This window comes from Qipengyuania psychrotolerans, assembly GCF_019711355.1.
In the GTDB taxonomy this organism is placed as follows: domain Bacteria; phylum Pseudomonadota; class Alphaproteobacteria; order Sphingomonadales; family Sphingomonadaceae; genus Qipengyuania; species Qipengyuania psychrotolerans.
Window position 1 is genome coordinate 2,183,147 of sequence record NZ_CP081297.1, and the last position, 18,234, is coordinate 2,201,380.

General features: G+C 60.2%; 22 protein-coding genes and 1 pseudogene. 6 read left to right on the top strand and 17 right to left on the bottom strand.

The window, feature by feature from the left end:
• Positions 1-10: 10 nt before the first annotated feature.
• From K3166_RS10725 to K3166_RS10745, 5 genes are all read right to left on the bottom strand, one after another.
• Positions 11-682 carry a recombinase family protein gene (locus K3166_RS10725; protein ID WP_221422221.1) on the bottom strand — a complete coding sequence of 224 codons (672 nt, stop codon included), beginning with the start codon at positions 680-682 and terminating at the stop codon, positions 11-13.
• 655 nt (positions 683-1,337) lie between these two features.
• Positions 1,338-1,520 carry a hypothetical protein gene (locus tag K3166_RS10730; protein ID WP_221422222.1) on the bottom strand — a complete coding sequence of 61 codons (183 nt, stop codon included), beginning with the start codon at positions 1,518-1,520 and terminating at the stop codon, positions 1,338-1,340.
• 738 nt (positions 1,521-2,258) lie between these two features.
• Positions 2,259-2,426, bottom strand: a complete 168-nt coding sequence (locus K3166_RS10735; RefSeq protein WP_221422223.1) for a hypothetical protein — start codon at positions 2,424-2,426, stop codon at positions 2,259-2,261.
• Entirely contained in the window at positions 2,426-3,220 is a 795-nt protein-coding gene (locus K3166_RS10740) for a hypothetical protein (RefSeq protein ID WP_221422224.1), read from the bottom strand. Before K3166_RS10740 ends, K3166_RS10735 begins: the two co-directional genes overlap by 1 nt.
• Positions 3,221-3,664: 444 nt before the next feature.
• Positions 3,665-5,272 carry a recombinase family protein gene (locus tag K3166_RS10745; protein ID WP_221422225.1) on the bottom strand — a complete coding sequence of 536 codons (1,608 nt, stop codon included), beginning with the start codon at positions 5,270-5,272 and terminating at the stop codon, positions 3,665-3,667.
• Positions 5,273-5,361: 89 nt separating this feature from the next.
• On the opposite strand from K3166_RS10745, the pseudogene K3166_RS10750 reads away from it, so the two are divergent.
• Positions 5,362-6,237 (top strand): annotated as a pseudogene (locus K3166_RS10750) (YifB family Mg chelatase-like AAA ATPase); the annotation flags it as partial.
• Between the two features lie 13 nt (positions 6,238-6,250).
• Here K3166_RS10750 and K3166_RS13460 read toward each other — a convergent pair.
• The 3 genes from K3166_RS13460 to K3166_RS10765 form a co-directional block, all read right to left on the bottom strand.
• Positions 6,251-6,649, bottom strand: a complete 399-nt coding sequence (locus K3166_RS13460) for a hypothetical protein (protein ID WP_247714618.1) — start codon at positions 6,647-6,649, stop codon at positions 6,251-6,253.
• Between the two features lie 61 nt (positions 6,650-6,710).
• Positions 6,711-6,971: a hypothetical protein gene (locus K3166_RS10760; protein ID WP_247714619.1), complete on the bottom strand. Its 261-nt coding sequence runs from the start codon at positions 6,969-6,971 to the stop codon at positions 6,711-6,713.
• A 41-nt stretch (positions 6,972-7,012) separates the two neighbouring features.
• Positions 7,013-7,567 carry a winged helix-turn-helix transcriptional regulator gene (locus tag K3166_RS10765; RefSeq protein ID WP_221422226.1) on the bottom strand — a complete coding sequence of 185 codons (555 nt, stop codon included), beginning with the start codon at positions 7,565-7,567 and terminating at the stop codon, positions 7,013-7,015.
• A 188-nt stretch (positions 7,568-7,755) separates the two neighbouring features.
• On the opposite strand from K3166_RS10765, the gene K3166_RS10770 reads away from it, so the two are divergent.
• The gene (locus tag K3166_RS10770; protein WP_221422227.1) at positions 7,756-8,097 is read left to right on the top strand and encodes a DUF8200 family protein; all 342 of its coding nucleotides are present in this window, start codon (positions 7,756-7,758) and stop codon (positions 8,095-8,097) included.
• 80 nt (positions 8,098-8,177) lie between these two features.
• On the opposite strand, the gene K3166_RS10775 is transcribed toward K3166_RS10770, so the two are convergent.
• The 3 genes from K3166_RS10775 to galE all read right to left on the bottom strand — a co-directional run bounded on the left by K3166_RS10775 (position 8,178) and on the right by galE (position 10,116).
• Complete coding sequence (locus tag K3166_RS10775) at positions 8,178-8,792, bottom strand: HAD family hydrolase (protein WP_221422228.1); 615 nt, start codon at positions 8,790-8,792, stop codon at positions 8,178-8,180.
• A gap of 92 nt (positions 8,793-8,884) precedes the next feature.
• Positions 8,885-9,010, bottom strand: a complete 126-nt coding sequence (ykgO, locus tag K3166_RS10780) for a type B 50S ribosomal protein L36 (protein WP_006833921.1) — start codon at positions 9,008-9,010, stop codon at positions 8,885-8,887.
• A gap of 92 nt (positions 9,011-9,102) precedes the next feature.
• Positions 9,103-10,116: a UDP-glucose 4-epimerase GalE gene (gene galE, locus K3166_RS10785; RefSeq protein ID WP_221422229.1), complete on the bottom strand. Its 1,014-nt coding sequence runs from the start codon at positions 10,114-10,116 to the stop codon at positions 9,103-9,105.
• Positions 10,117-10,218: 102 nt separating this feature from the next.
• Here galE and K3166_RS10790 point away from each other — a divergent pair, with 102 nt between their 5' ends.
• Both K3166_RS10790 and K3166_RS10795 read left to right on the top strand, forming a co-directional pair.
• The gene (locus tag K3166_RS10790; RefSeq protein WP_221422230.1) at positions 10,219-10,821 is read left to right on the top strand and encodes a DUF4136 domain-containing protein; all 603 of its coding nucleotides are present in this window, start codon (positions 10,219-10,221) and stop codon (positions 10,819-10,821) included.
• Positions 10,822-11,961 (top strand): M14 family metallopeptidase, encoded by a 1,140-nt coding sequence (locus K3166_RS10795; RefSeq protein ID WP_221422231.1) that lies wholly within the window; start codon positions 10,822-10,824, stop codon positions 11,959-11,961. It begins immediately after the preceding gene.
• Positions 11,962-11,978: 17 nt separating this feature from the next.
• Here the strand turns inward: K3166_RS10795 and K3166_RS10800 are convergent, their stop codons facing one another.
• The 5 genes from K3166_RS10800 to K3166_RS10820 form a co-directional block, all read right to left on the bottom strand.
• A complete protein-coding gene (locus tag K3166_RS10800) occupies positions 11,979-12,152 on the bottom strand; it encodes a hypothetical protein (protein WP_221422232.1) in 174 nt (57 codons plus the stop codon).
• Between the two features lie 68 nt (positions 12,153-12,220).
• On the bottom strand, positions 12,221-13,213 hold the full coding sequence (locus K3166_RS10805; RefSeq protein WP_247714620.1) for a S66 peptidase family protein: 993 nt from the start codon (positions 13,211-13,213) through the stop codon (positions 12,221-12,223).
• Positions 13,210-13,614, bottom strand: a complete 405-nt coding sequence (locus K3166_RS10810; RefSeq protein WP_221422233.1) for a cytidine deaminase — start codon at positions 13,612-13,614, stop codon at positions 13,210-13,212. Before K3166_RS10810 ends, K3166_RS10805 begins: the two co-directional genes overlap by 4 nt.
• 19 nt (positions 13,615-13,633) lie before the next feature.
• A complete protein-coding gene (locus K3166_RS10815) occupies positions 13,634-14,341 on the bottom strand; it encodes a glycoside hydrolase family 25 protein (protein WP_221422234.1) in 708 nt (235 codons plus the stop codon).
• Between the two features lie 3 nt (positions 14,342-14,344).
• A complete protein-coding gene (locus tag K3166_RS10820) occupies positions 14,345-14,848 on the bottom strand; it encodes a UPF0262 family protein (RefSeq protein WP_221422235.1) in 504 nt (167 codons plus the stop codon).
• 134 nt (positions 14,849-14,982) lie between these two features.
• On the opposite strand from K3166_RS10820, the gene K3166_RS10825 reads away from it, so the two are divergent.
• Positions 14,983-16,506, top strand: coding sequence for a replicative DNA helicase (locus tag K3166_RS10825; RefSeq protein WP_221422236.1), 1,524 nt, complete (start codon positions 14,983-14,985; stop codon positions 16,504-16,506).
• A gap of 3 nt (positions 16,507-16,509) precedes the next feature.
• Here the strand turns inward: K3166_RS10825 and K3166_RS10830 are convergent, their stop codons facing one another.
• Positions 16,510-17,697, bottom strand: coding sequence for a phospholipase D-like domain-containing protein (locus K3166_RS10830; RefSeq protein ID WP_221422237.1), 1,188 nt, complete (start codon positions 17,695-17,697; stop codon positions 16,510-16,512).
• Positions 17,698-17,809: 112 nt separating this feature from the next.
• Between K3166_RS10830 and rpoZ the strand changes: the two genes are divergently transcribed.
• On the top strand, positions 17,810-18,154 hold the full coding sequence (rpoZ, locus tag K3166_RS10835) for a DNA-directed RNA polymerase subunit omega (RefSeq protein ID WP_221422238.1): 345 nt from the start codon (positions 17,810-17,812) through the stop codon (positions 18,152-18,154).
• Positions 18,155-18,234 lie beyond the last annotated feature (80 nt).

Genomic DNA, 18,234 nt, shown 5'->3' on the forward strand with positions numbered 1-18,234 from the left:
CAGAGGACGATTAGAGCCGCGCTATCAGATTCCGCACTGAGGATGCGTGCCACTTTCCGCCCCTCGAGGTTTTCATGTGGCGCTCATTCAGCTCTCTGGCGATACCCGCTAGGCTTGTAACTCCGGCACTGCGGATGAGATCGAAAGTGCCCCGAAGGCTCTCCGCGAAAGCGTCAGCATTTGCTTTAATAGCGGAGACGGAAGCTGTGTTGCCCTTTCCCGCTCTCTTCAGCGAAGCCACACCGTTGGGATTGCCCAGCTTCACCCCCCGCGCCTTTGCAGCCGCAAGCGCGGCCTTGGTCCGCTCTGAGATACGCTCGCGCTCGTCCTCATTGATAACCGCCAGAAGCCCGATGGTAAGTCGATTGACGTCCGGGTTGTCCGCGCAGGTGAAGTCCACTCCGCTGTTACGCAACTGGAGGGTGAATGCTGCATCGCGGCTGAGCCTGTCGAGCTTCGCCACTACCAGCTTGGCCCCTGTCAGCCGGGCACGGTCTAGCGCCGCGTTCAGTTCCGGCCTGTCGTTGCGCTTGCCGCTTTCCACCTCGGTAAACTCTGAGACAATCTCCCAGCCCCTCGCCTCGCACAGGGCGCGAACGGACTGGCGCTGAGCCTCAAGCCCGAGGCCAGAGCGGCCCTGCTTGTCGGTGGAAACTCGATAGTAGGCAGCAACTCGGCACATGGTCAGCCCTTTTACAAAATAATCAAACGGTCGTTAGGCCATTTTGTAAGGTCAATGAACCCGAGGCGCTAGCCCCCTCTGACTCGCCTCGTCGTGATTTGGACTCGGCTGGACTCAGACCCCTCAACCTAACGGAAGCACATCTTCACAGGGACCTAACCATGGTTGAGAGGGCGCATCCCATTGGACAGGAGGGATCGATTAGGGAGTGAACTAAGCCCAACCCGCGACGGTTCATGCTTGGTTGTCGTCTTCTTCAGAGCTGACCGACCACCGGTTATCAACCCACCGCAATGCGCCCCCAAACGCAATAACGCCCAACAGGTACGCTGCGATCACCACAACATTGCGGCTGTCGCCGTATTCGTCGTACCGAATGGAATCGGGGAGAAGGCTTAGAGAGCCTCTGACCACAATCAAAGCGAACACGAAGCACCCACTTAACGTAAGTAATAGCGCTCCCCCGCTCGGCCCTTTTCCCGACATCAACCCCTCCCCTCAATTGCAACAACACCCTACCGCGCATGTGACTTTTGTCTATCCAAGGAGGGCGAGAGATGTCGTAGGCGAAAAGTGGCTTGGGCTGGCTCACCCCTATGGGGGGTAGGCCCGGTTGTCGCTAGCGTTAGACCCGCTTCAGATTTTTGCCCGAAAACTAACCGGCATACCGCCGGGGTGCGGGCTGGACGGGTTCACCGTTTCGCCTGCGGTTCTCTTGCCCAGCAATGAAGGCTTCGAGATAGTTTTGCGGCTTGTCCCTTGCGAACTGCGCAAAGGCATCCCGCTGGGGTCCATAGGGGAGAGTTGCGGCAAATGCCGCGATAACAAATCGTTTCATAAGTCGAGTTCCAGTTCTGGAAGATCGATCCTAGGAGAAGCTGTCGCGCTGAGCCTACCTGCCGTTGCCCTGACAGCTGCCTGTATGGCGGCACTCTCCTTGGTTGAAAGGCAAGCGCATCGCTTACACTGCGAGGTCAGCCCGTCGGGCTGGCTACGGTTCCTGTGGAAGCCGCTTATCAGGTGCACTGTCTGGCAGGTGTGGCAGAACTTCGAACCGGCAGGCACTGGGGCAGGAATGTTCTTTCTTGGCATACAGGTCTCCAAGGCCAGCGTTACGCGGGCTTTCCTGAGGATCGATTGATGTTTGGGAGCAGAGCCATAGGGCGGCCCCGACAGATGCCGGAAAGCCGCCCCTACAGCGTCATTCAGAACCCTACGGAGGCCACTAGGAGCGCTGCCGGGGCATAGGGCGCACAGGATAGAGCTTGCAGCGCGTAACTGTGCAGTCGCCTACTTGCTGTCGCCACCGTCCCGGCTCCTGGGGATCGAAGATGCATGACTTGCAGTGAGCGTCGATTGCGCCGCGCAGCGACTGGCGGGGTTCGCTCATGCATGCCCCCAGCGCCCCTTCAGGGACGCGGAAGATATGACTTGGAATGATCGTGACATGAGTTTGCTTTCGCTGTGGAGACCAGCGCAAGCGCGGCCTGTATGTCCTCCCACAGGGGAACTGCAGTTGACTGCGGTATCTGTGCGGCATGGCTTTGCACGGCTGGTCTCCGAGATTGGGGTTGAGTTAGTCAGGTGCGCCGATGTCGATGCGCTTCATCCCCGGCATGATCTCGCGGGAGACCTGCTGGTGACGGAAGGCGTAGTCAGGCGAGCCGGGCTTGTTGGGATCGACGTAGGTCTGCTGTTGGCGATCAGGACGCGGCTTGATGTAGCGCCGTGGCCGACCGCGCATCAGTCAGCACCGTTTCGCTGGACACGCGCCAATGACTGGGCACGCTCCTCAATGCTCTTCTCGCGATTGATGTGCGCGGCGCGACGTCTCACTTCGGCGAGGTCAGCGGCCTCTTGGTCGCGTCGGTGGAGCAGTGCCGCCGATTGCGCGAGGGCCTTATCGACCAGCTTCTTACCTTCCAGCCCGAAGCCTCCGTCTGGCGCGATCAGTAGGCGCATCTGGCGCTCGACGTCGGCAATATGCACCGCATACGCACGTCGGCGAACAGGGTTCTGGATGGCCAACACCTCTTGAGGAACTGCTTCGCCCGTCTCCGGGTCTACAGTAGTTTCAAAGCCGCTCACCTCGGCAAGGTATGCCGCATATTGGTCGCGCACGCGGCGCAAGTCCTCATGCCTCCGAGTGACGTTGAGCATCTCCCGGTGGAACGGCAGAGCGCCCTCGCCGTGGCCACCCTTCAGACGGATCGAGGGAAGCTCCTCCCGCACCCTTGCTGCTACCAGCTCGTGCTCAGCAGCCTCGCGCTGCTCAGGAGGCAGAGCGTGCAGCTGGGCTTCCACCTCTGCACGCATTTCAGGCGCAAGCGAGTGAACCTTCATTGGGGAGAGCTTCACGCCTTCAGGCACCACTGCGGATCCCGGCACGTCATCAATCGCATCCATTGCGAGGATGCGCTGGGCGTACGGCTGGTGTTCCGTCGGGATGTTTGCGGGAGCGAGCATGCTCCCCGGGTTCATCGTGATGTCTGGACGTGAGTCATCGCCGCCAGAGGCGGGGTTAGAAAGATCAGTCATATTGATTGTTTCACACGCGATCATTGCCGCGTGCGCCTTGTGCTAGATTTGCGTCCACCTTGGACAAAGAAAAGCCCCGAGACCTCGTATGAGGTGCCGAGGCGGTCAGGGAGAATGAAGCTGGAGCAGAGCGCCCAAGCTACTAAGGGTTGCCTGTAGGTAATACTCCTACAGCTATCCTTTCATGGAACCTTGGAAGGATCACCTAAAGGAAAACCTATAGGTGAACTTTTGCTCCATTCTCCAAGGGGGTGGGTTAATTGGTTGGTCTGCCAAGCCACTGCTTAGAGAAAGTGTTCCTTCACCAATGGTGAGGGTCAATCGATCCCTAATGTGTTGGAGGTCGCTCGATCTACCAGCCTTGTGCATCGGTCGGACATCCATCGGAGAACCAAAGGTAATCCTGTAGATACACTTTCCGTGTCTTTCCCCCGAGGGTGAGGGTTATTCAACCCATTCATAGCGGATGCTGCTTTCGCCGCCTTGCTTCCACTGAAATCGGAGCAGGCCCGTACGATAATCAACGCAAACTGCTTCAAACAATGTGCGCAAAGTGGCGTTGGTTTTTGCAGTGTCAATTTCAGCCAAAGTTTCCCCATCCGCTTCAAAACAGCCGAAGAGTGTTTCGACGAGCGTCGATACGATGCCATGGTCCATGAAGGCCCGTTCTTGCTCGATGTTGGACAGGTCACTGCGATAGGAATTGAGCGTCGCACCCAAAGCGCGAAGTTGAGAAGCCGTAGTAGCAGATGGGTTTCTCACCAGCCGTTGCTCTGCTTCATCATACTGCTGCTCAGTTGCATCGATGGCTGCCCTTAAGTTTTCATAGTCCGCGTCGAAGTGCCCACCAGCATCACCAGCTGGAACGTTGGCCACCAATGCTTGCCAACTGCTGACGAGAGCAGCTTCAAGCAGGCCGAGTGGAACAGATCGATATAAGTGATCCGCCTTGCCCACTTTTGCCGCTGTACAAACTAGCTTCGGTTTCCCCGCTCGGACACCGCTTCCTTTCATAACTCGGGTCATTGCTGCACCACATTCTGGGCACCGCGCCAGCCCTGCAAAAACGTTTGCGATTGGCGCTGCCGCTCCACGGCCACGAACGGCACGAGTGCGGCCATCTTTGAGCGCCCTTACAGCTTGCCAATCGGTTCGCGAGATCACCTCTGGGAAGACGCCGGGGATCGGATCCTCGAGAACCCGGACACGTCTTCCGCTAGAGTAGTCCATATGTCCCGGTATCAAATGACCAATCACTGCCGGGTTTCGTAGGATCTTTGAGACCGTTGACCGATGCCACATCTTACCGCGGCCCATAACGGACACGCCTTCTCGGTTGAGCGTCGAAGCAATCTTGTTCTCACCTTGACCCGCCAATGTGAGGCTGAAGATCCGGCGCACACTATCTGAGTGGCCCTCTCGTTCCTTCCAGCCATCGGGCGTCCAACAGAGCCAAGCTGGACCTTTCGCTGTCAGCTTCGCGGACGTTCCATCTCTCACATCTCGCCGCTTTTCCTTCCACACAGCTGAGAGGCGCTGTCCCTTGATCTTGCTTTCCTCGTGAGCGCGCCACGAAACCATTAGGGCGATGAGGAGTGCGGTGGGGTCGCTATCCAGTCGGTAGCTATCGTATTCTTGGCCGTCACTGAGTGTCGCGATAGTAACGCCTGCATCTACAATATCATCGAGCAGCCTCTGGACCTTCCGCGGAGTCATTCTGCTTACACGGTCGAGGCTTTCGACAAGAAGATAGGAGCCGGGCACTACAAGGCCCTCACGGCATGCGGTGAGGAAGCCCCCAAGGCCCGCGTCTTGCTCAGTATTGGCTCCACGATAGGCCGACACGCCAAGGTCCGAGAGCTTCAATCGGTCGTCAATCGTGAGCAAAGGAAGCGACTGCCGCTCGCGCTCATGGTTCTTTGCTTGAAGCCATCGCTTCGCGCCTTCCGCTTGCCGCCTGTAACTATCTCCAGCTGCCTGCTCCGGTGTTGAGAAGCGAGTGTAGCTGTAAACTCGCGGGGTTACTGTGTTGATCGGTTCATAGAAGCTCATTGGGGAATCCTTGTGTTCATTGCCGAGGGTGAGGGAAAATCGGTTCCCTCTCCGCTGGTGTGGGTTAATTGGGTCCACAGGTTCCTTAGGTGCTGATGATCGGACCTCCGGGGGCTGGCAAATCGCTGCTCGCCAGCTGCCTTCCCGGCATCCTGCCGCCGCTCACCCCGCCCGAAGCGCTGGAAGTGAGCATGGTGCAATCAGTTGCAGGCACCTTGGAGGAGGGGCGGATCAGCCGCGCCCGGCCATTCCGCGCACCGCATCATTCGGCGAGCATGGCCGCGCTGACAGGCGGCGGCCTGCGGGTGAAGCCGGGAGAAGTCAGCCTGGCCCACCTCGGCGTGCTGTTTCTTGACGAATTGCCCGAATTCCAGCGCGCGGTTCTGGATTCGCTTCGCCAGCCGCTCGAAACCAACAAAGTCGATGTGGCGCGGGCCAATGCGCATGTGACGTTTCCCGCCAATGTCCAGCTGATCGCGGCGATGAACCCGTGCCGCTGCGGCCATCTGGGCGATCCTGCATTGGCTTGTTCGCGCGCACCGAAATGCGCCGCCGACTATCAGAGCAAGGTATCGGGTCCGATGCTGGACCGGATCGATCTCCACGTGGAAGTCGATCCGGTCAGCGCGATGGATCTGGCAATGCCGCCGCCCAGCGAAGGCAGCGCCGAAGTTGCCGCCAGGGTGGCGCAGGCACGCGCGCTCCAGACGGCGCGCGAAAGCCAGAGCGGCGTGCGCACGAATGCAGAATTACAGGGCGATGCCTTGGAGCAATATGCATCGCCGGACGAGGAAGGGCGCAAGCTCCTGATGCAGGCCGCCAGCGCCATGCGGCTTTCGGCCCGCGCCTATACCAGGATGCTGCGCGTTGCGCGTACCATTGCGGACCTGGGCGGGTCCGAACAGATCGGCCGGCTTCATGTGGCAGAGGCGCTAAGTTACAGGCGCCAGCCTCCGAGGGCCTGACGGGCGTAACCGCCTATTTTTCGCCCATATCCAGGTTCAGCCTGACCGGTTCATGTTCGCGGTCGCCTTCGAATTTCTTGAGGAAATCCTCGATCGGGACAGCCTGAGCCTTGTCGACCATCGGATTGGATTTGGCCATTTCTACGGCGCGCAATTCATCCGGCGTCATGCGAACGTGGACATAGGGGATCCAGACCTCGCCGTATTCGGCTTGCTGGTACCACACGTCGAGCACGTCATACGATGCGAACTGGCCGCTTGGCTCCCGCAAGCGGATGCCTTCGCCAATGCGCGGCACCGCCATCGTCTTTATCCGGAAGACGGTTTGGTGCGTTTCGTTTTGTAGTTCGATTTCTATCACTATCCGGCCCGGCTCTGAAAAGGGGGAATGCCCCTGCTGAGGTTTGGCCATGACGGCGATCTGTTGAGATCACTTTAACGGTGACGTCACGGGACCACGGAAAAAGGTGACGTCACTTCTCGGCGTATGGGGTGTTCTTTAGAAGAAAGCGATTGAAGTCCGGAGCGGCGTCATCCCACCACACCGGACCGCGTTCTCCCAGCGCGACCTTCGCTGAATGCACATTGCGCCGTGCCTGCTTTTCCGCTGCGTGATCTCCCGCCTGCAAAGCCGCGCCGACTGCGCGCCGCGCATCCATCAGCATATTGACCAGGCGCTCACGCTCGGCCTTGGGGAGATTTGGATTGGAAGCCCGCCATAATCGGCCGCGCACGATAATGTAGCGGCCATCCGGCGTGCGCTGGGTTTCTTCGTTCAGGCCGCGTCTTTCGCTTTTCGGGCCGATGCGATGTCAACTACCGAACCCTTGTCCATGGCCTCATGCGGTTCGGCTTTCGAGCCATCGGCGCGCACGCCAAGGTTTTTGCGTTCGACCAGTGCGAGGTCCGCAGGCCCCAGGATACGGCCGTCATGACTCAGAATGGATGTCGGCCCGATCGGCAGACGGTCCAGTTCATCGACGAGCACGGGGTTCTCGACCACTTCTGCACCGTATTTCTGGCCCCACTGGCGCAAGGCGACCATTGCGGGAAGCAGGTCGAAACCCTTGTCGGTCAGGCGATATTCGATCTTCCGGCGATCGTCGGGACAGGGATCACGTTTCAAAATTCCATGCTCAACCAGCTTGGCCAGCCTGTTCGACAGGATATTCCGCGCGATACCCAGCTCGCTGAGAAACTCTTCGAAGTGATGCAACCCGTTGAAACTGGCGCGCAGGATCATGAAGCTCCACCGCTCGCCCATGACCTCCAAGGCTTGCGGCAGGCCGCATTCGGTCAATTCGCGTAGTGGTTCTCTAATGTCGCCCATAAAATCAGTCCTTCCGGTGCAACCTATTTAGCGCGCTTTTCCATAAAGCCAAATTTTTCGAAAAAAGGGTTGCGAAACACAACCTATCTAAGTAGGTACCGATTCGCAACTGGTTGCAAATCGAAACTTACATTGCAATTTTTGCAAAGCCTGTTGCGAAAATTGCAAGTGCTAAAAGGAACCTCTCCATGTCCCCCTCTCTCCGCCGTTCGGCGAACCTCAGCGTTCTCGTCTCCGCTTTTGCCTACACCGCCCTGACATTCGGCGCTCTTACAGCACCGACCCCGGCCGAAGCACGCAGCAACGCCCCCTTCTACACCGCAGAACTGGCCGAGCCGGCAGCTGAACGTACGGTCATCGCAGGCGGCGTCGCCTGGACCTGCGCCGATACCACGTGCATCGCACCCAAGGGCTCGTCGCGCCCGCTGCGTATTTGCCGCGAACTGCAGCGCGATCTTGGCGAAGTGAAGTCGTTCACCACCAAGGGTGAAGCGCTCGAAGCTGCTCGCCTGGCGAAGTGCAACGGCTAAGGCCGCACACATTCGATCCCCCACCCCCTCTCCATAGGGTGGCACTTAAGGGCCCCGGCATTCGTCGGGGCCTTTTTTGTTCAGATAAGCCCGCGCACTGAAAGGTCGCTTTCAAGCGAACCGGCATCGTTGAAATGATGCACCTGCCAGCCGAAAGTGCGCGCTGCGTCGATATTGTCCCGGTTATCGTCGATGAAGAGCATGGCGGATGCGGGAAGGCCAAAGCGCTTCTCGGCCAGCGCAAAAATGGCCTCACCGGGTTTTGCCAAACATTCCTCGCCGGATACGACGATATCGCGGAACCGGTCAAAAATCCGCTCATGCGGGCGGAAACCCGCCCAGAACTCTGCACCGAAATTGGTTATGGCGAAGAGCGGGACGTCATTGGCATCGAGCCGTTCAACAAGGGCATGACTGCCCGGAACCGGCCCCGGGATCGTTTCATTGAACCGCGTGGCGTAAGCATGAATTTCGTCGGCGTAATCAGGATAGAGTGCGATGCGCTCCGGCACCATGTCCGCAAGTTCGCGGCCCTGGTCATGTTCGAAATGCCATTCTTCCGTCACAACTTCGTCCAGCACCTTCCGCAAGCGGGCCGGATCGTCGATGATCTTCTCGAAGAGGGAGGATAGCTGCCATTGGTAGAGCACACGCCCCACGTCGAATACGACTGCTTCAACCGTCCGATCGCTCATTGCGCGCTCCCAAACACGAACGGCCCGCGCTCCCCTTCGGGAGCCGGGCCGGTCCATGACGCTTGCAGGGCGATAACGCCCCGCATCGCTGCTTAGCCCTGGCGGGCCTTGAAGCGGCGGTTGGTCTTGTTGATGACGTAGGTCCGCCCACGGCGACGGATCACGCGGCAATCGCGGTGCCGGCTCTTGAGCGACTTGAGGCTGTTGCGGATCTTCATGATAAATCTCGTTCTAAAATAATTACGCGCCGGAGATGGTGCCCCGACGCGCCGATTTCAATCGCGCCCGTTAAAGGGCGGGGTGATTCTCGTCAACCGTCTGTGCGCATTTCGGCAAGCTTTCGTTCCCATTGGACCGCATGGCCGATAATCTCGTCGAGATCGGCATGCTTTGGCTCCCACGGCAGGGTTGCCCTGATGCGCGATGGGTCGGACACCAGTTCGCCCGGATCTCCGGCCCGGCGAGGTTCCATGTGCCGCACGATTTTGGCGTTGGTTACGCGGTCGACTGCGTCCAGCACCTCCAGCACCGAGAACCCGCGGCCATAGCCGCAGTTCATGGTCATGGACTGGTCGGGCCTCGCGATCAGGGCTTCAAGAGCCAGCACATGGGCGGCAGCCAGATCGCTCACATGGATGTAATCCCGCACGCCGGTCCCGTCCTGCGTGTCGAAATCCGTGCCGAACACCGCCACGCTGTCGCGCTTGCCGGTGGCAGCCTCGCAGGCGACCTTGATCAGATGCGTGGCACCGGCGGTCGATTGGCCGGTGCGCGCCTGCGGATCGGCACCGGCAACATTGAAGTACCTGAGCGCGCAGTAATTGAAGCCGTGCGCCACGCTGGCATCGGCAAGCATCTGCTCGGTCATCAGCTTGGACCAGCCATAGGGATTGATCGGCTGCTTCGGGCTGTCTTCCGTGACCGGCGAAACCTCTGGCGTGCCGTAGGTCGCCGCGGTCGAGGAAAAGATGAAATGCTCGATCCCGCCGCGCACGGCGGCTTCCATGAGGGCGCGGCTCTTTACGGTGTTATTGTCGTAATACTTGAGCGGGTCTTCGACCGATTCAGGGACCACAACCGATCCGGCAAAATGCATGATCGCCTTGGTGCCCTGCTCGAGGAAAATCTGCTCGAGCAGGACTGCATCTACGATGTCGCCTTCGTATAAAGGCACATCGTCCGGCACGGCGAATGCGAAGCCGGTCGAAAGATTGTCGATCACTGCAACCGGCCAGCCTGCATCGCGAAGGGCCAGCACGGCATGGCTTCCGATATACCCTGCACCGCCGGTCACGAGCACCGGCACCTTGTTCTCAATAGTCATGCCGCGCGCCTAGCATACACTGCGCAAGGTGCAATCTCGGAGCAATGCGGCAAGCTGCGCGTTCTTCTTTCTTTAACGCCCTTGTATGAAAGAGCCCTGCAAATGAGTCGCACATCAATCGCATTCGCCGCACTGTCCGCCGCCGCGCTGTCAGCTTGCGCCACCTCGCCGGGCCCGGTCGAGGTTACCCGCTTCGTCGCGGCAGATGCGCAGCAGCGCCTTGGTCAGGGCACCATATTCGTGGAAAGTGCCGGGGAAGCCGGCGGCGATAGCCTGGCCATGCTGCCCTACAAATCGGCCGTCGCTGCTGAGCTCAGCCAGCTTGGCTATACCGAAACCGACCGCTCGGCCGCATCGCAGATCGCGACCGTCCGGCTCGAACGTTACGTCCAGACCGCGCAGGGCAACCGCTCGCCGGTCAGTGTCGGCGTTGGCGGGCGCACCGGCTCATACGGCTCGGGAGTAGGCGTCGGGATCGGCATCAACCTGGGCGGCGGAGAGCGCGACAAACTGGGCAGCGAGCTGGCTGTAACCATCCGCGCCGCGGACACCGAGATCAATCTGTGGGAAGGCCGGGCCGATTTCCGCGTGCCCGACAATTCCCCCCTTGCGCAGCCGCAGGCAAACGCACAAACCCTCGCCGCCGCGCTGTTCAGCGACTTTCCCGGCAACAATGGCGAAACGATACAAGTAGAGGTTCCCTAAGTGAACGATATCCGGATCGACGCAGCTTTCGACAGCGGCAACATCGAAGTCCTGTCCGTCAGCGGTGCAGGCGCGAAACTCGCCATTCCGCAGGACACCAGCAGCGAATTCAAGCAGTGGTTCCACTTCCGCGTCGCGGGCGCGGCAGGCCGCGAACTGGAACTGAAGATCACCGATCTGGAAACCAGCGCCTTTCCCGGCGGATGGCCCGATTATTCGGCATGCGTGTCGGAAGATCGCGACTATTGGGGCCGCGCGGCCGCCAGCTATGACAAGGATGAAGACGGCGGAACGCTGACTATCCGTTATACTCCGGCAAGCGACATCGCGTGGTTCGCCTATTTCGCGCCCTATTCGATGGAGCGCCATCACGATCTAGTATCGGAAGCTGCGGCTTCGGAAGGCGCCGATTACGTGCATCTCGGCACCACGCTGGACGGACAGCCGATCGACAGCCTCGAAATGGGCGAAGGCGAATTCAAGGTCTGGCTTTATGCCCGCCAGCATCCCGGCGAAACTCAGGCCGAATGGTGGATGGAAGGCGCGCTGGAAGTGCTGACCGATCCCGCCGACACGGTCGGGCGCGAACTGCGCAAGCGCTGCCGCCTGCACGTAGTGCCGAACTGCAATCCCGATGGATCGAAGCGCGGAAACCTGCGCGTGAATGCGGCCGGCATCAATCTCAACCGCGAATGGGACAATCCAACTGCAGAGAAGAGCCCCGAAGTGCTCGCCATTCGTAACCGGATGGACGAAACCGGGGTCGATTTTGCGATGGATGTGCACGGGGACGAAGCGATCCCGGTCAGCTTCCTGGCGGGTTACGAAGGCATCCCGAGCTGGACCGACGAGCATGGCGAGCGATATTACAGCTACGAAGCGATCCTCAACCGCCGCACCCCCGATTTCCAGACCGAACTTGGCTATACGAAAGCTGCGCCGGGCAAGGCCAATTTGTCCATGAGCACGAACCAGGTAGCCGAACGCTTCGGTGCGACGGCGATGACGCTGGAAATGCCTTACAAGGACAACAAGGCGAATCCGGAACCCGAACAGGGCTGGAGCCCGGAACGTTGCAAAATGCTGGCGCGCGATTGCCTCGCCAGCCTGCTCGAATGGCTGGAAGCGCGCGAGGACTGATCCCCGCGCGCCCTGTCTCAGGGTGCCGTCAGCTTCGCGGCAACTTCTTCCATGGTACCTGTGACCAGCAGCGAACTGCTGCCCACGATGCCAACCTGGGTCTGGCCGTTTTCGCCGATGCGAAGCCAAGCGACGTTGCTTGCGACGACGAGATAATTTCCGCCGCGCGATTCGAGTTTAACGAATTTCATAAAGTGGGTGTCTCCTGACGAGACGCCCATAAGCCGCGCACTCTCTCGGACTGGTTAACACGCGCTTCTTATTCGACCATAGGTGCCAGCAGCGTAAGCGTATCCGCGGCAGTGTCGAACCGGACCCGTGCGCCGTGCGGAAGCGCGAGTTGATTACTGATATGGCCAATGTTGGCCCCCGTCACGACAGGGCACCCGAGCGAGCCGAGAAGCTGGCCGTAAACATCGTCTACCGCGAATGTTTCCTGGTTCTCTCCCTGAGCATCGCAGCGGGTGCAATTGCCCACGATGATCCCGGCTGCTGCGTCCAGTATTCCGGCCAGTTTGAGCTGCTGGAGCATGCGGTCCACCCGGTATGGCTCCTCGTTGATATCCTCCAGAAACAGGATCGCGCCAGTCATGTCGGGCAAACGGCCTGATCCCATCAGGGTCGAGAGAATAGTGAGATTGCCGCCAAGCAACCTGCCCTCGCCAATTCCCGCAATTAGCACCCGGGACGCATCAAGCTTCAATGACGGGGTCTCGCCCGTAAAGGCGAGCCGCCACAGACTCTCCCAGCTGTCCTTCTCCCACCGGCTTGCCGCATTGGGGGCATGCAAGGTTGGAAAACCCCCTTCGCGAGCGACCGCGAGATGCAAGGCGGTGGTGTCGCTATATCCGATGAGCAGTTTGGGATTACGGCGCACGGCCTGCCAGTCGATCAGCGGCAGAATGCGGGCCGCGCCGTATCCGCCGCGTATGGCAAAGATTGCGCGGACGGTTTCGTCTTCGAAGGCTGCATTGAGATCGCTGGCTCGCTGATCGTCGGTGCCGGCAAGATAGCCGAACCGCTGACCGACATGGGCGCCGAATTTCGGCACCAGGCCCATACCGCTCACGGTGAATTCGGCGTTGAACAGCTGGCGTTCCGACACTGCGCTGGCGGGAGCCACCAAGGCAACGGTGTCGCCCAGTCGCAATCGCGGGGCCAGCGTAGCTGTCCTGGCCGATGCAAGTGAGGGAATTGCCAACGCGGCAAGCGAAGCGGTCATGCCGCCCAGCGCGCCGCGGCGGGTGGTCAAGTCAGGCTCGCCGGTCCGAATGCGTCGGGAAGCAAGGCGCTCAACGTAGTGCGCCGCACTTCATCGGGGCCCACGCACAAGATCACGGGGTCCGTGCCGCCCAATTGGGCCAGTTCGTTCAGCACCTGGCGGCAACGGCCACACGGCGTAATCGGCATATCGCCGGGACCGGTGACTGCAACCGCTTCCAGGCCGCCGCGCACACCGTCCGCCATCGCCTTCGAGACCGCCACCGTCTCTGCGCACAGGGCAAGTCCGTAGCTGGCGTTTTCGATGTTCGTCCCGGTCACGACCGTTCCATCGGCGAAGCGCAGGGCCGCTCCGACTGCAAAATTAGAATAGGGCGAATAGGAATAGCTGGCAGCTTGGCGGGCGGCATCGATAAGGTCTAGGTCAGTCATCAGCAGCTGCCTAGCGCGCTCAGGGCCTCACGACCAGCCAGCGCAGCGGTGTATCGGCAGCCTCGTTCGCATAGGCGCTGTTGGCGGTCCACAAGGTCCACGGCCGCCCGGCATAGCCCGGTTCGTCGAGATCGCCTTCAAGCCACAGTGCCCGCTCCAGCCGCGCTGCGGGTCGGTAGCGATCCTCGAAACTTTCGCTCGGCGCGAGGATTACGGGCGAGCCTGCATGGGCCTCGATCTGATTGACCAGTGTCAGCAATTCGCTCTGCACGGCGGCATCGGAAACGCGGCTCGGGCAATCGTCAGCTGTGCGTTCCAGCCGTATAGCGGGCGGCAGGAGCTGCGCGTCTCGCGGAACGATGGTGACGTAATTCGCGCTTTGCCCGTCGGCTGTTTCGCAAGGATCGAATTCATGGACTGCGCCGACCTGCAGGCCCATCTCGCGTGAGGCGGCGAGATTGCCTGAAAATGCCCCGTCCTTGCCGTGCGCACCCTTGCTGGCTTCGAGATAGACGAAGCTGGCACCCAACCCCTTGAGCACTTCGAAGTTCACGCCCTCGTCCCGCTCGCCGATCAAGGCGCCCTGGTCGGGATAAGCGGTTTCGTCCGGCCGCCAGCCGCGTTTCTCGTTCCACAGCCAGATCGCAGATGCACCCGCAATGACAGCGGCCAGGATCACAAGCTTGACGATCCAGCCGCCGCTGCTCTTTTTCTTGCGCCGCGCCATCCGTCAGCCCTTGATGTGCAGTACGCAAATCAGCGTGAAGAGCCGCCGCGCGGTGGCGAAATCGGTATCGATCTTGCCCTCCAGCCGTTCCACCAGCAATTCTGCCGCGCGGTTGTGTACGCCGCGCCGGGCCATATCGATGGTTTCGATTTCGGCAGCGGTCGCCTTGCGGATAGCCTGGTAATAACTGTCGCAGATGGCGAAATATTCGCGAATCGGCCGGCGGAAACGCGCCAGGCCGAGCAGCAATTGCTCCACCATTTCGCCGTCGGAATTGGCGATGGTCATCAGCAAGCGGCCATCCTGTACGGCAAGGGTCAGGTGATAGGGGCCGTTCGCCCCGCGCTCCACAGCCCGGAGCGGCTTGAAGGTATTTTCCTCGATCAGGTCGAAAATCGCGATCCGGCGTTCCTGTTCGATATCCGCATTGCGCCAGATGATCGTCTCATCATCGAGATCGACATGGGCGATACGGTAATCGGGAGGAGGCGAAGTGGATTCGGTCATGTTTGCAGGAACCGCTTTCGCAAGCGCAGCACATCGGGGCAAGGTGTTCTTATCCAGTGCCATCCACAGGGCTGTCCGCGATGCCGATTTGTCGCGCCCTTGAGAGAGCTGGTTCAATGTCCCATTAGGCTGGCATGGCTGAAACCAATCTTCTTATTCCGCGCGCTGATTCGATGCCCGTACCCGACAAGCAGGGTCAGACCCTGCCCAGCAATATCGAAGCCGAGGCCGCATTCCTTGGCGCGGTGCTGATCGACAACCAGGTCGTGCAGGAACTGAATACGCCGCTGATGGCGCACCATTTCTATGAACCGGTGCACCAGCGCATTTATGAACGGGTCCACAAGCTGCTCGATCGCAATTCGATTGCGACGCCGGTTACGCTCAAGCCGTATTTCGAGACTGACGAAGCGCTCAAGGAACTGGGCGGCGTAACCTATCTCGCCAAGCTGACGCAGGACGGGCAAGGCCTTCTGGCGGTTGGCAAGCTGGCCGAGCAAATCTACGACCTCGCCCTGCTGCGCGAACTCGTCACCGTGGGCCGCAACCTGGTGGAAGGCGCGCTCGACACATCAGACGAAGTCGCGCCGATGGACCGGATCAGCCAGGCCGAGGCCGATCTCTACAAGGTCGCCGAAGGCGCGACATCGGGCAATGAAGCGCAGGATTTCCGGACCGCTGCACTCGGCGCTCTCAAGATGGTGGAAGCCGCGATCAATTCGGGCGGCCGCTTCTCGGGCAAGACGACCGGGCTCGATACGATCAACGACAAGACGTCCGGCCTGCACAATTCCGACCTTATCATCCTCGCGGGCCGCCCGGGCATGGGTAAGACCTCGCTGGCGACCAATATCGCCTTCAACGCGGCACGCCGCCTGATGGACGACCAGAAGATCGGCATCGACCGCAGCGAATCTCCCGGAGCAGGCACTGCCTTCTTCAGCCTGGAAATGAGCGCGGACCAGCTCGCCACGCGTATTCTTGCCGAAACGGCAGAAATTTCGAGCGAGAAGCTGCGTTCGGGCAAACTGAGCCGCGAAGAATTCCAGCGCCTGTCGTTTGCCAGTCAGGAATTGAACGAGCTTCCGCTGTATATCGACGACACGCCGGGTCTCACGATCGGCGCGCTGCGCACCCGTGCACGGCGGCTCAAGCGGCGGCACGATATCGGGCTCGTCATCGTCGATTACCTGCAGTTGCTGCAGGGATCGGGCCGCGCAAGCGACAACCGCGTGAACGAAATTTCGGAAATCAGCCGCGGCCTGAAGACGCTGGCGAAGGAACTGAACGTGCCGGTGATCGCGCTCTCGCAGCTCAGCCGTGCGGTGGAGCAGCGCGAGGACAAGCGTCCCCAGCTATCCGATTTGCGCGAATCCGGCTCGATCGAGCAGGACGCCGACATGGTGTGGTTCATTTTCCGCGGCGAATATTATCACAACTCGCTCAAGCCGGACACGCCGGACGAAACCAGCAGCGAGGATGTGCGGCAGAAATATGCCGATTGGGAAGCGCGCCACCTGGAATTGGTCAACCGTGCCACGCTGATCGTGGCCAAGCAGCGTCACGGCTCGACCGGTAACGTCCCGCTGCTCTTCCAGAGCGAGTTCACGAAGTTCACCTCGCCTGAAATGCGCGGCGGATACGAGGATTACGAATAGGCTTCAGATGCCGAGGTTGAGGCGGCGGGAAACCGTATAGTCCAGAACGGATACGAGCACCCATCCCGCGTACCAGCGTATGCGGTTCCACACCGTCGCACGCTTGGCGTGGAGTTCCGGCGTAATTTCGAGCGAGGCGGCGATGTGCGTGTCCATGAATTCGCGCATCCGGTCGGCCAGTGCCTTGTCTTCGATGCGCAGCATGATCTCGAGATTGAGGTAAAGGCTGCGCATGTCGAAATTGGCACTACCCACATAAACGGCATCGTCCAGCACCAGCAGCTTGGTGTGCAGCTTGCAGGGTGAAAATTCCCAGATCTTCGCGCCGCGCTTGAGCAGGTAATTATACAGCGAGCGGGTCGCGCCGATCGTTGCGCCATTGTCGCTTTTCGCCGCCATCAACAACCGCGTCTGTCCCTTGCGCGCCACCCGCGCGATACGCCGCAACAAGGTATAGGGCGGCGAGAAATAGGCCATGAAGATGTCCAGTTTCTCTCCTTCCTTCAGGTCGCGCGTCACGCAGCGCGCCCAGCTCGACAGGCCGCGCGTCGGGCCCCCAACCAGCCACCGGGCCTCCCCATGTTCGGAATTCCAGGACCAATCCTGGACCGCCTTGCGAATTGCCTTGAAACGCGCGCGGTCATCTTCTGTCCAGGCCCGCAGTTTGGCGAACCATTCGCACAGGCCGGTCACCGCGTCCCCTTCGAGAAGGATGGCGAGGTCGTTCCAACCATTGCTTTCCGGCGGAGCGAAGTAGTCGTCTTCGATATTGAAACCGCCAAACATCGCGCGCTCGCCATCGGCGATGACCATCTTTTGATGGTTGCGGATAAGATAGCGAAAGCCCAGCCGCGGGCTAAAGAAGAGATAGCGTCCGCCGCCTTCGACCAGCGGCTTGAGGAATTCGTCTCCAGCCGAAGCGCCGAACCGGTCGATGATCAGCGTGACATCGACCCCCCGCCCGGCAGCTTCGCAAAGCGCATCCCGCAGGGCCGTGCTGATCCCGTCTTCGCTGAAAATATAGAAACACACATCCAGCGTCTTTTGTGCAGACGCCACGAGGTCCAGCAGCGCCTGCCGCCGGTCTTCGCCTGCCGGATAAAAGGTCAGAGACTGGCCCTGCGCCTCGCACGAAAAAGGGGGCGGATCGGCATATCCGGGCGGTTCTGGCTGTGTTTGAGCGTCGGCCATTCAGGAACAGCCTTAGCGCGCTGCGCGGCAAGCGCAAATTCTTGACCTTTTGCGTCCGGTATCCTATTTAGCGCGCTTTCCCGGAATCACTTGATTTAAATCGGAGTGCCCAATGGCGCGCGTTACCGTCGAAGACTGCGTAGACAAGATCCCCAATCGTTTCGATCTCGTGTTACTGGCTGCCCAGCGCGCACGTGAAATTTCGGGCGGTGCGGAACTCACTATCGAACGCGATCGCGACAAGAACCCGGTTGTGGCCCTGCGCGAAATCGCCGAACAGACGGTCAAGCCCAAGGATCTGAAGGAAGCTGCGGTTACCAACCTGCAGAAAATCCTGCCCGACGACGATGACGAGATGGACGAAATCGGTTCGCTCAGCCAGTCGGCCGAAGCGCTGCGGATCACCGCATCTGCTCCGACCCGTTCGACATCGATCGGTGGCGATTACGAAGGCTAAGCGCCTCAAAATCGCTGATATTGGTTGAAAGGCCGCCCTGCTGGGCGGCCTTTTGCGTTGCGGCTTAGACAATCGAGGCA

What these genes read in the sequence shown, in the direction of transcription:
- K3166_RS10770 (WP_221422227.1), top strand. Translation starts at nt 7,756, where the DNA reads ATGTCCCCCTCTCTCCGCCGTTCGGCGAACCTCAGCGTTCTCGTCTCC.
- K3166_RS10725 (WP_221422221.1), bottom strand. Translation starts at nt 682, where the DNA reads ATGTGCCGAGTTGCTGCCTACTATCGAGTTTCCACCGACAAGCAGGGC.
- K3166_RS10810 (WP_221422233.1), bottom strand. Translation starts at nt 13,614, where the DNA reads ATGACTGACCTAGACCTTATCGATGCCGCCCGCCAAGCTGCCAGCTAT.
- K3166_RS10740 (WP_221422224.1), bottom strand. Translation starts at nt 3,220, where the DNA reads ATGACTGATCTTTCTAACCCCGCCTCTGGCGGCGATGACTCACGTCCA.
- K3166_RS10830 (WP_221422237.1), bottom strand. Translation starts at nt 17,697, where the DNA reads ATGGCCGACGCTCAAACACAGCCAGAACCGCCCGGATATGCCGATCCG.
- galE (WP_221422229.1), bottom strand. Translation starts at nt 10,116, where the DNA reads ATGACTATTGAGAACAAGGTGCCGGTGCTCGTGACCGGCGGTGCAGGG.
- K3166_RS10800 (WP_221422232.1), bottom strand. Translation starts at nt 12,152, where the DNA reads ATGAAATTCGTTAAACTCGAATCGCGCGGCGGAAATTATCTCGTCGTC.
- K3166_RS13460 (WP_247714618.1), bottom strand. Translation starts at nt 6,649, where the DNA reads ATGGCCAAACCTCAGCAGGGGCATTCCCCCTTTTCAGAGCCGGGCCGG.
- K3166_RS10735 (WP_221422223.1), bottom strand. Translation starts at nt 2,426, where the DNA reads ATGCGCGGTCGGCCACGGCGCTACATCAAGCCGCGTCCTGATCGCCAA.
- K3166_RS10790 (WP_221422230.1), top strand. Translation starts at nt 10,219, where the DNA reads ATGAGTCGCACATCAATCGCATTCGCCGCACTGTCCGCCGCCGCGCTG.
- rpoZ (WP_221422238.1), top strand. Translation starts at nt 17,810, where the DNA reads ATGGCGCGCGTTACCGTCGAAGACTGCGTAGACAAGATCCCCAATCGT.
- K3166_RS10820 (WP_221422235.1), bottom strand. Translation starts at nt 14,848, where the DNA reads ATGACCGAATCCACTTCGCCTCCTCCCGATTACCGTATCGCCCATGTC.
- K3166_RS10745 (WP_221422225.1), bottom strand. Translation starts at nt 5,272, where the DNA reads ATGAGCTTCTATGAACCGATCAACACAGTAACCCCGCGAGTTTACAGC.
- K3166_RS10815 (WP_221422234.1), bottom strand. Translation starts at nt 14,341, where the DNA reads ATGGCGCGGCGCAAGAAAAAGAGCAGCGGCGGCTGGATCGTCAAGCTT.
- K3166_RS10825 (WP_221422236.1), top strand. Translation starts at nt 14,983, where the DNA reads ATGGCTGAAACCAATCTTCTTATTCCGCGCGCTGATTCGATGCCCGTA.
- K3166_RS10730 (WP_221422222.1), bottom strand. Translation starts at nt 1,520, where the DNA reads ATGAAACGATTTGTTATCGCGGCATTTGCCGCAACTCTCCCCTATGGA.
- ykgO (WP_006833921.1), bottom strand. Translation starts at nt 9,010, where the DNA reads ATGAAGATCCGCAACAGCCTCAAGTCGCTCAAGAGCCGGCACCGCGAT.
- K3166_RS10765 (WP_221422226.1), bottom strand. Translation starts at nt 7,567, where the DNA reads ATGGGCGACATTAGAGAACCACTACGCGAATTGACCGAATGCGGCCTG.
- K3166_RS10775 (WP_221422228.1), bottom strand. Translation starts at nt 8,792, where the DNA reads ATGAGCGATCGGACGGTTGAAGCAGTCGTATTCGACGTGGGGCGTGTG.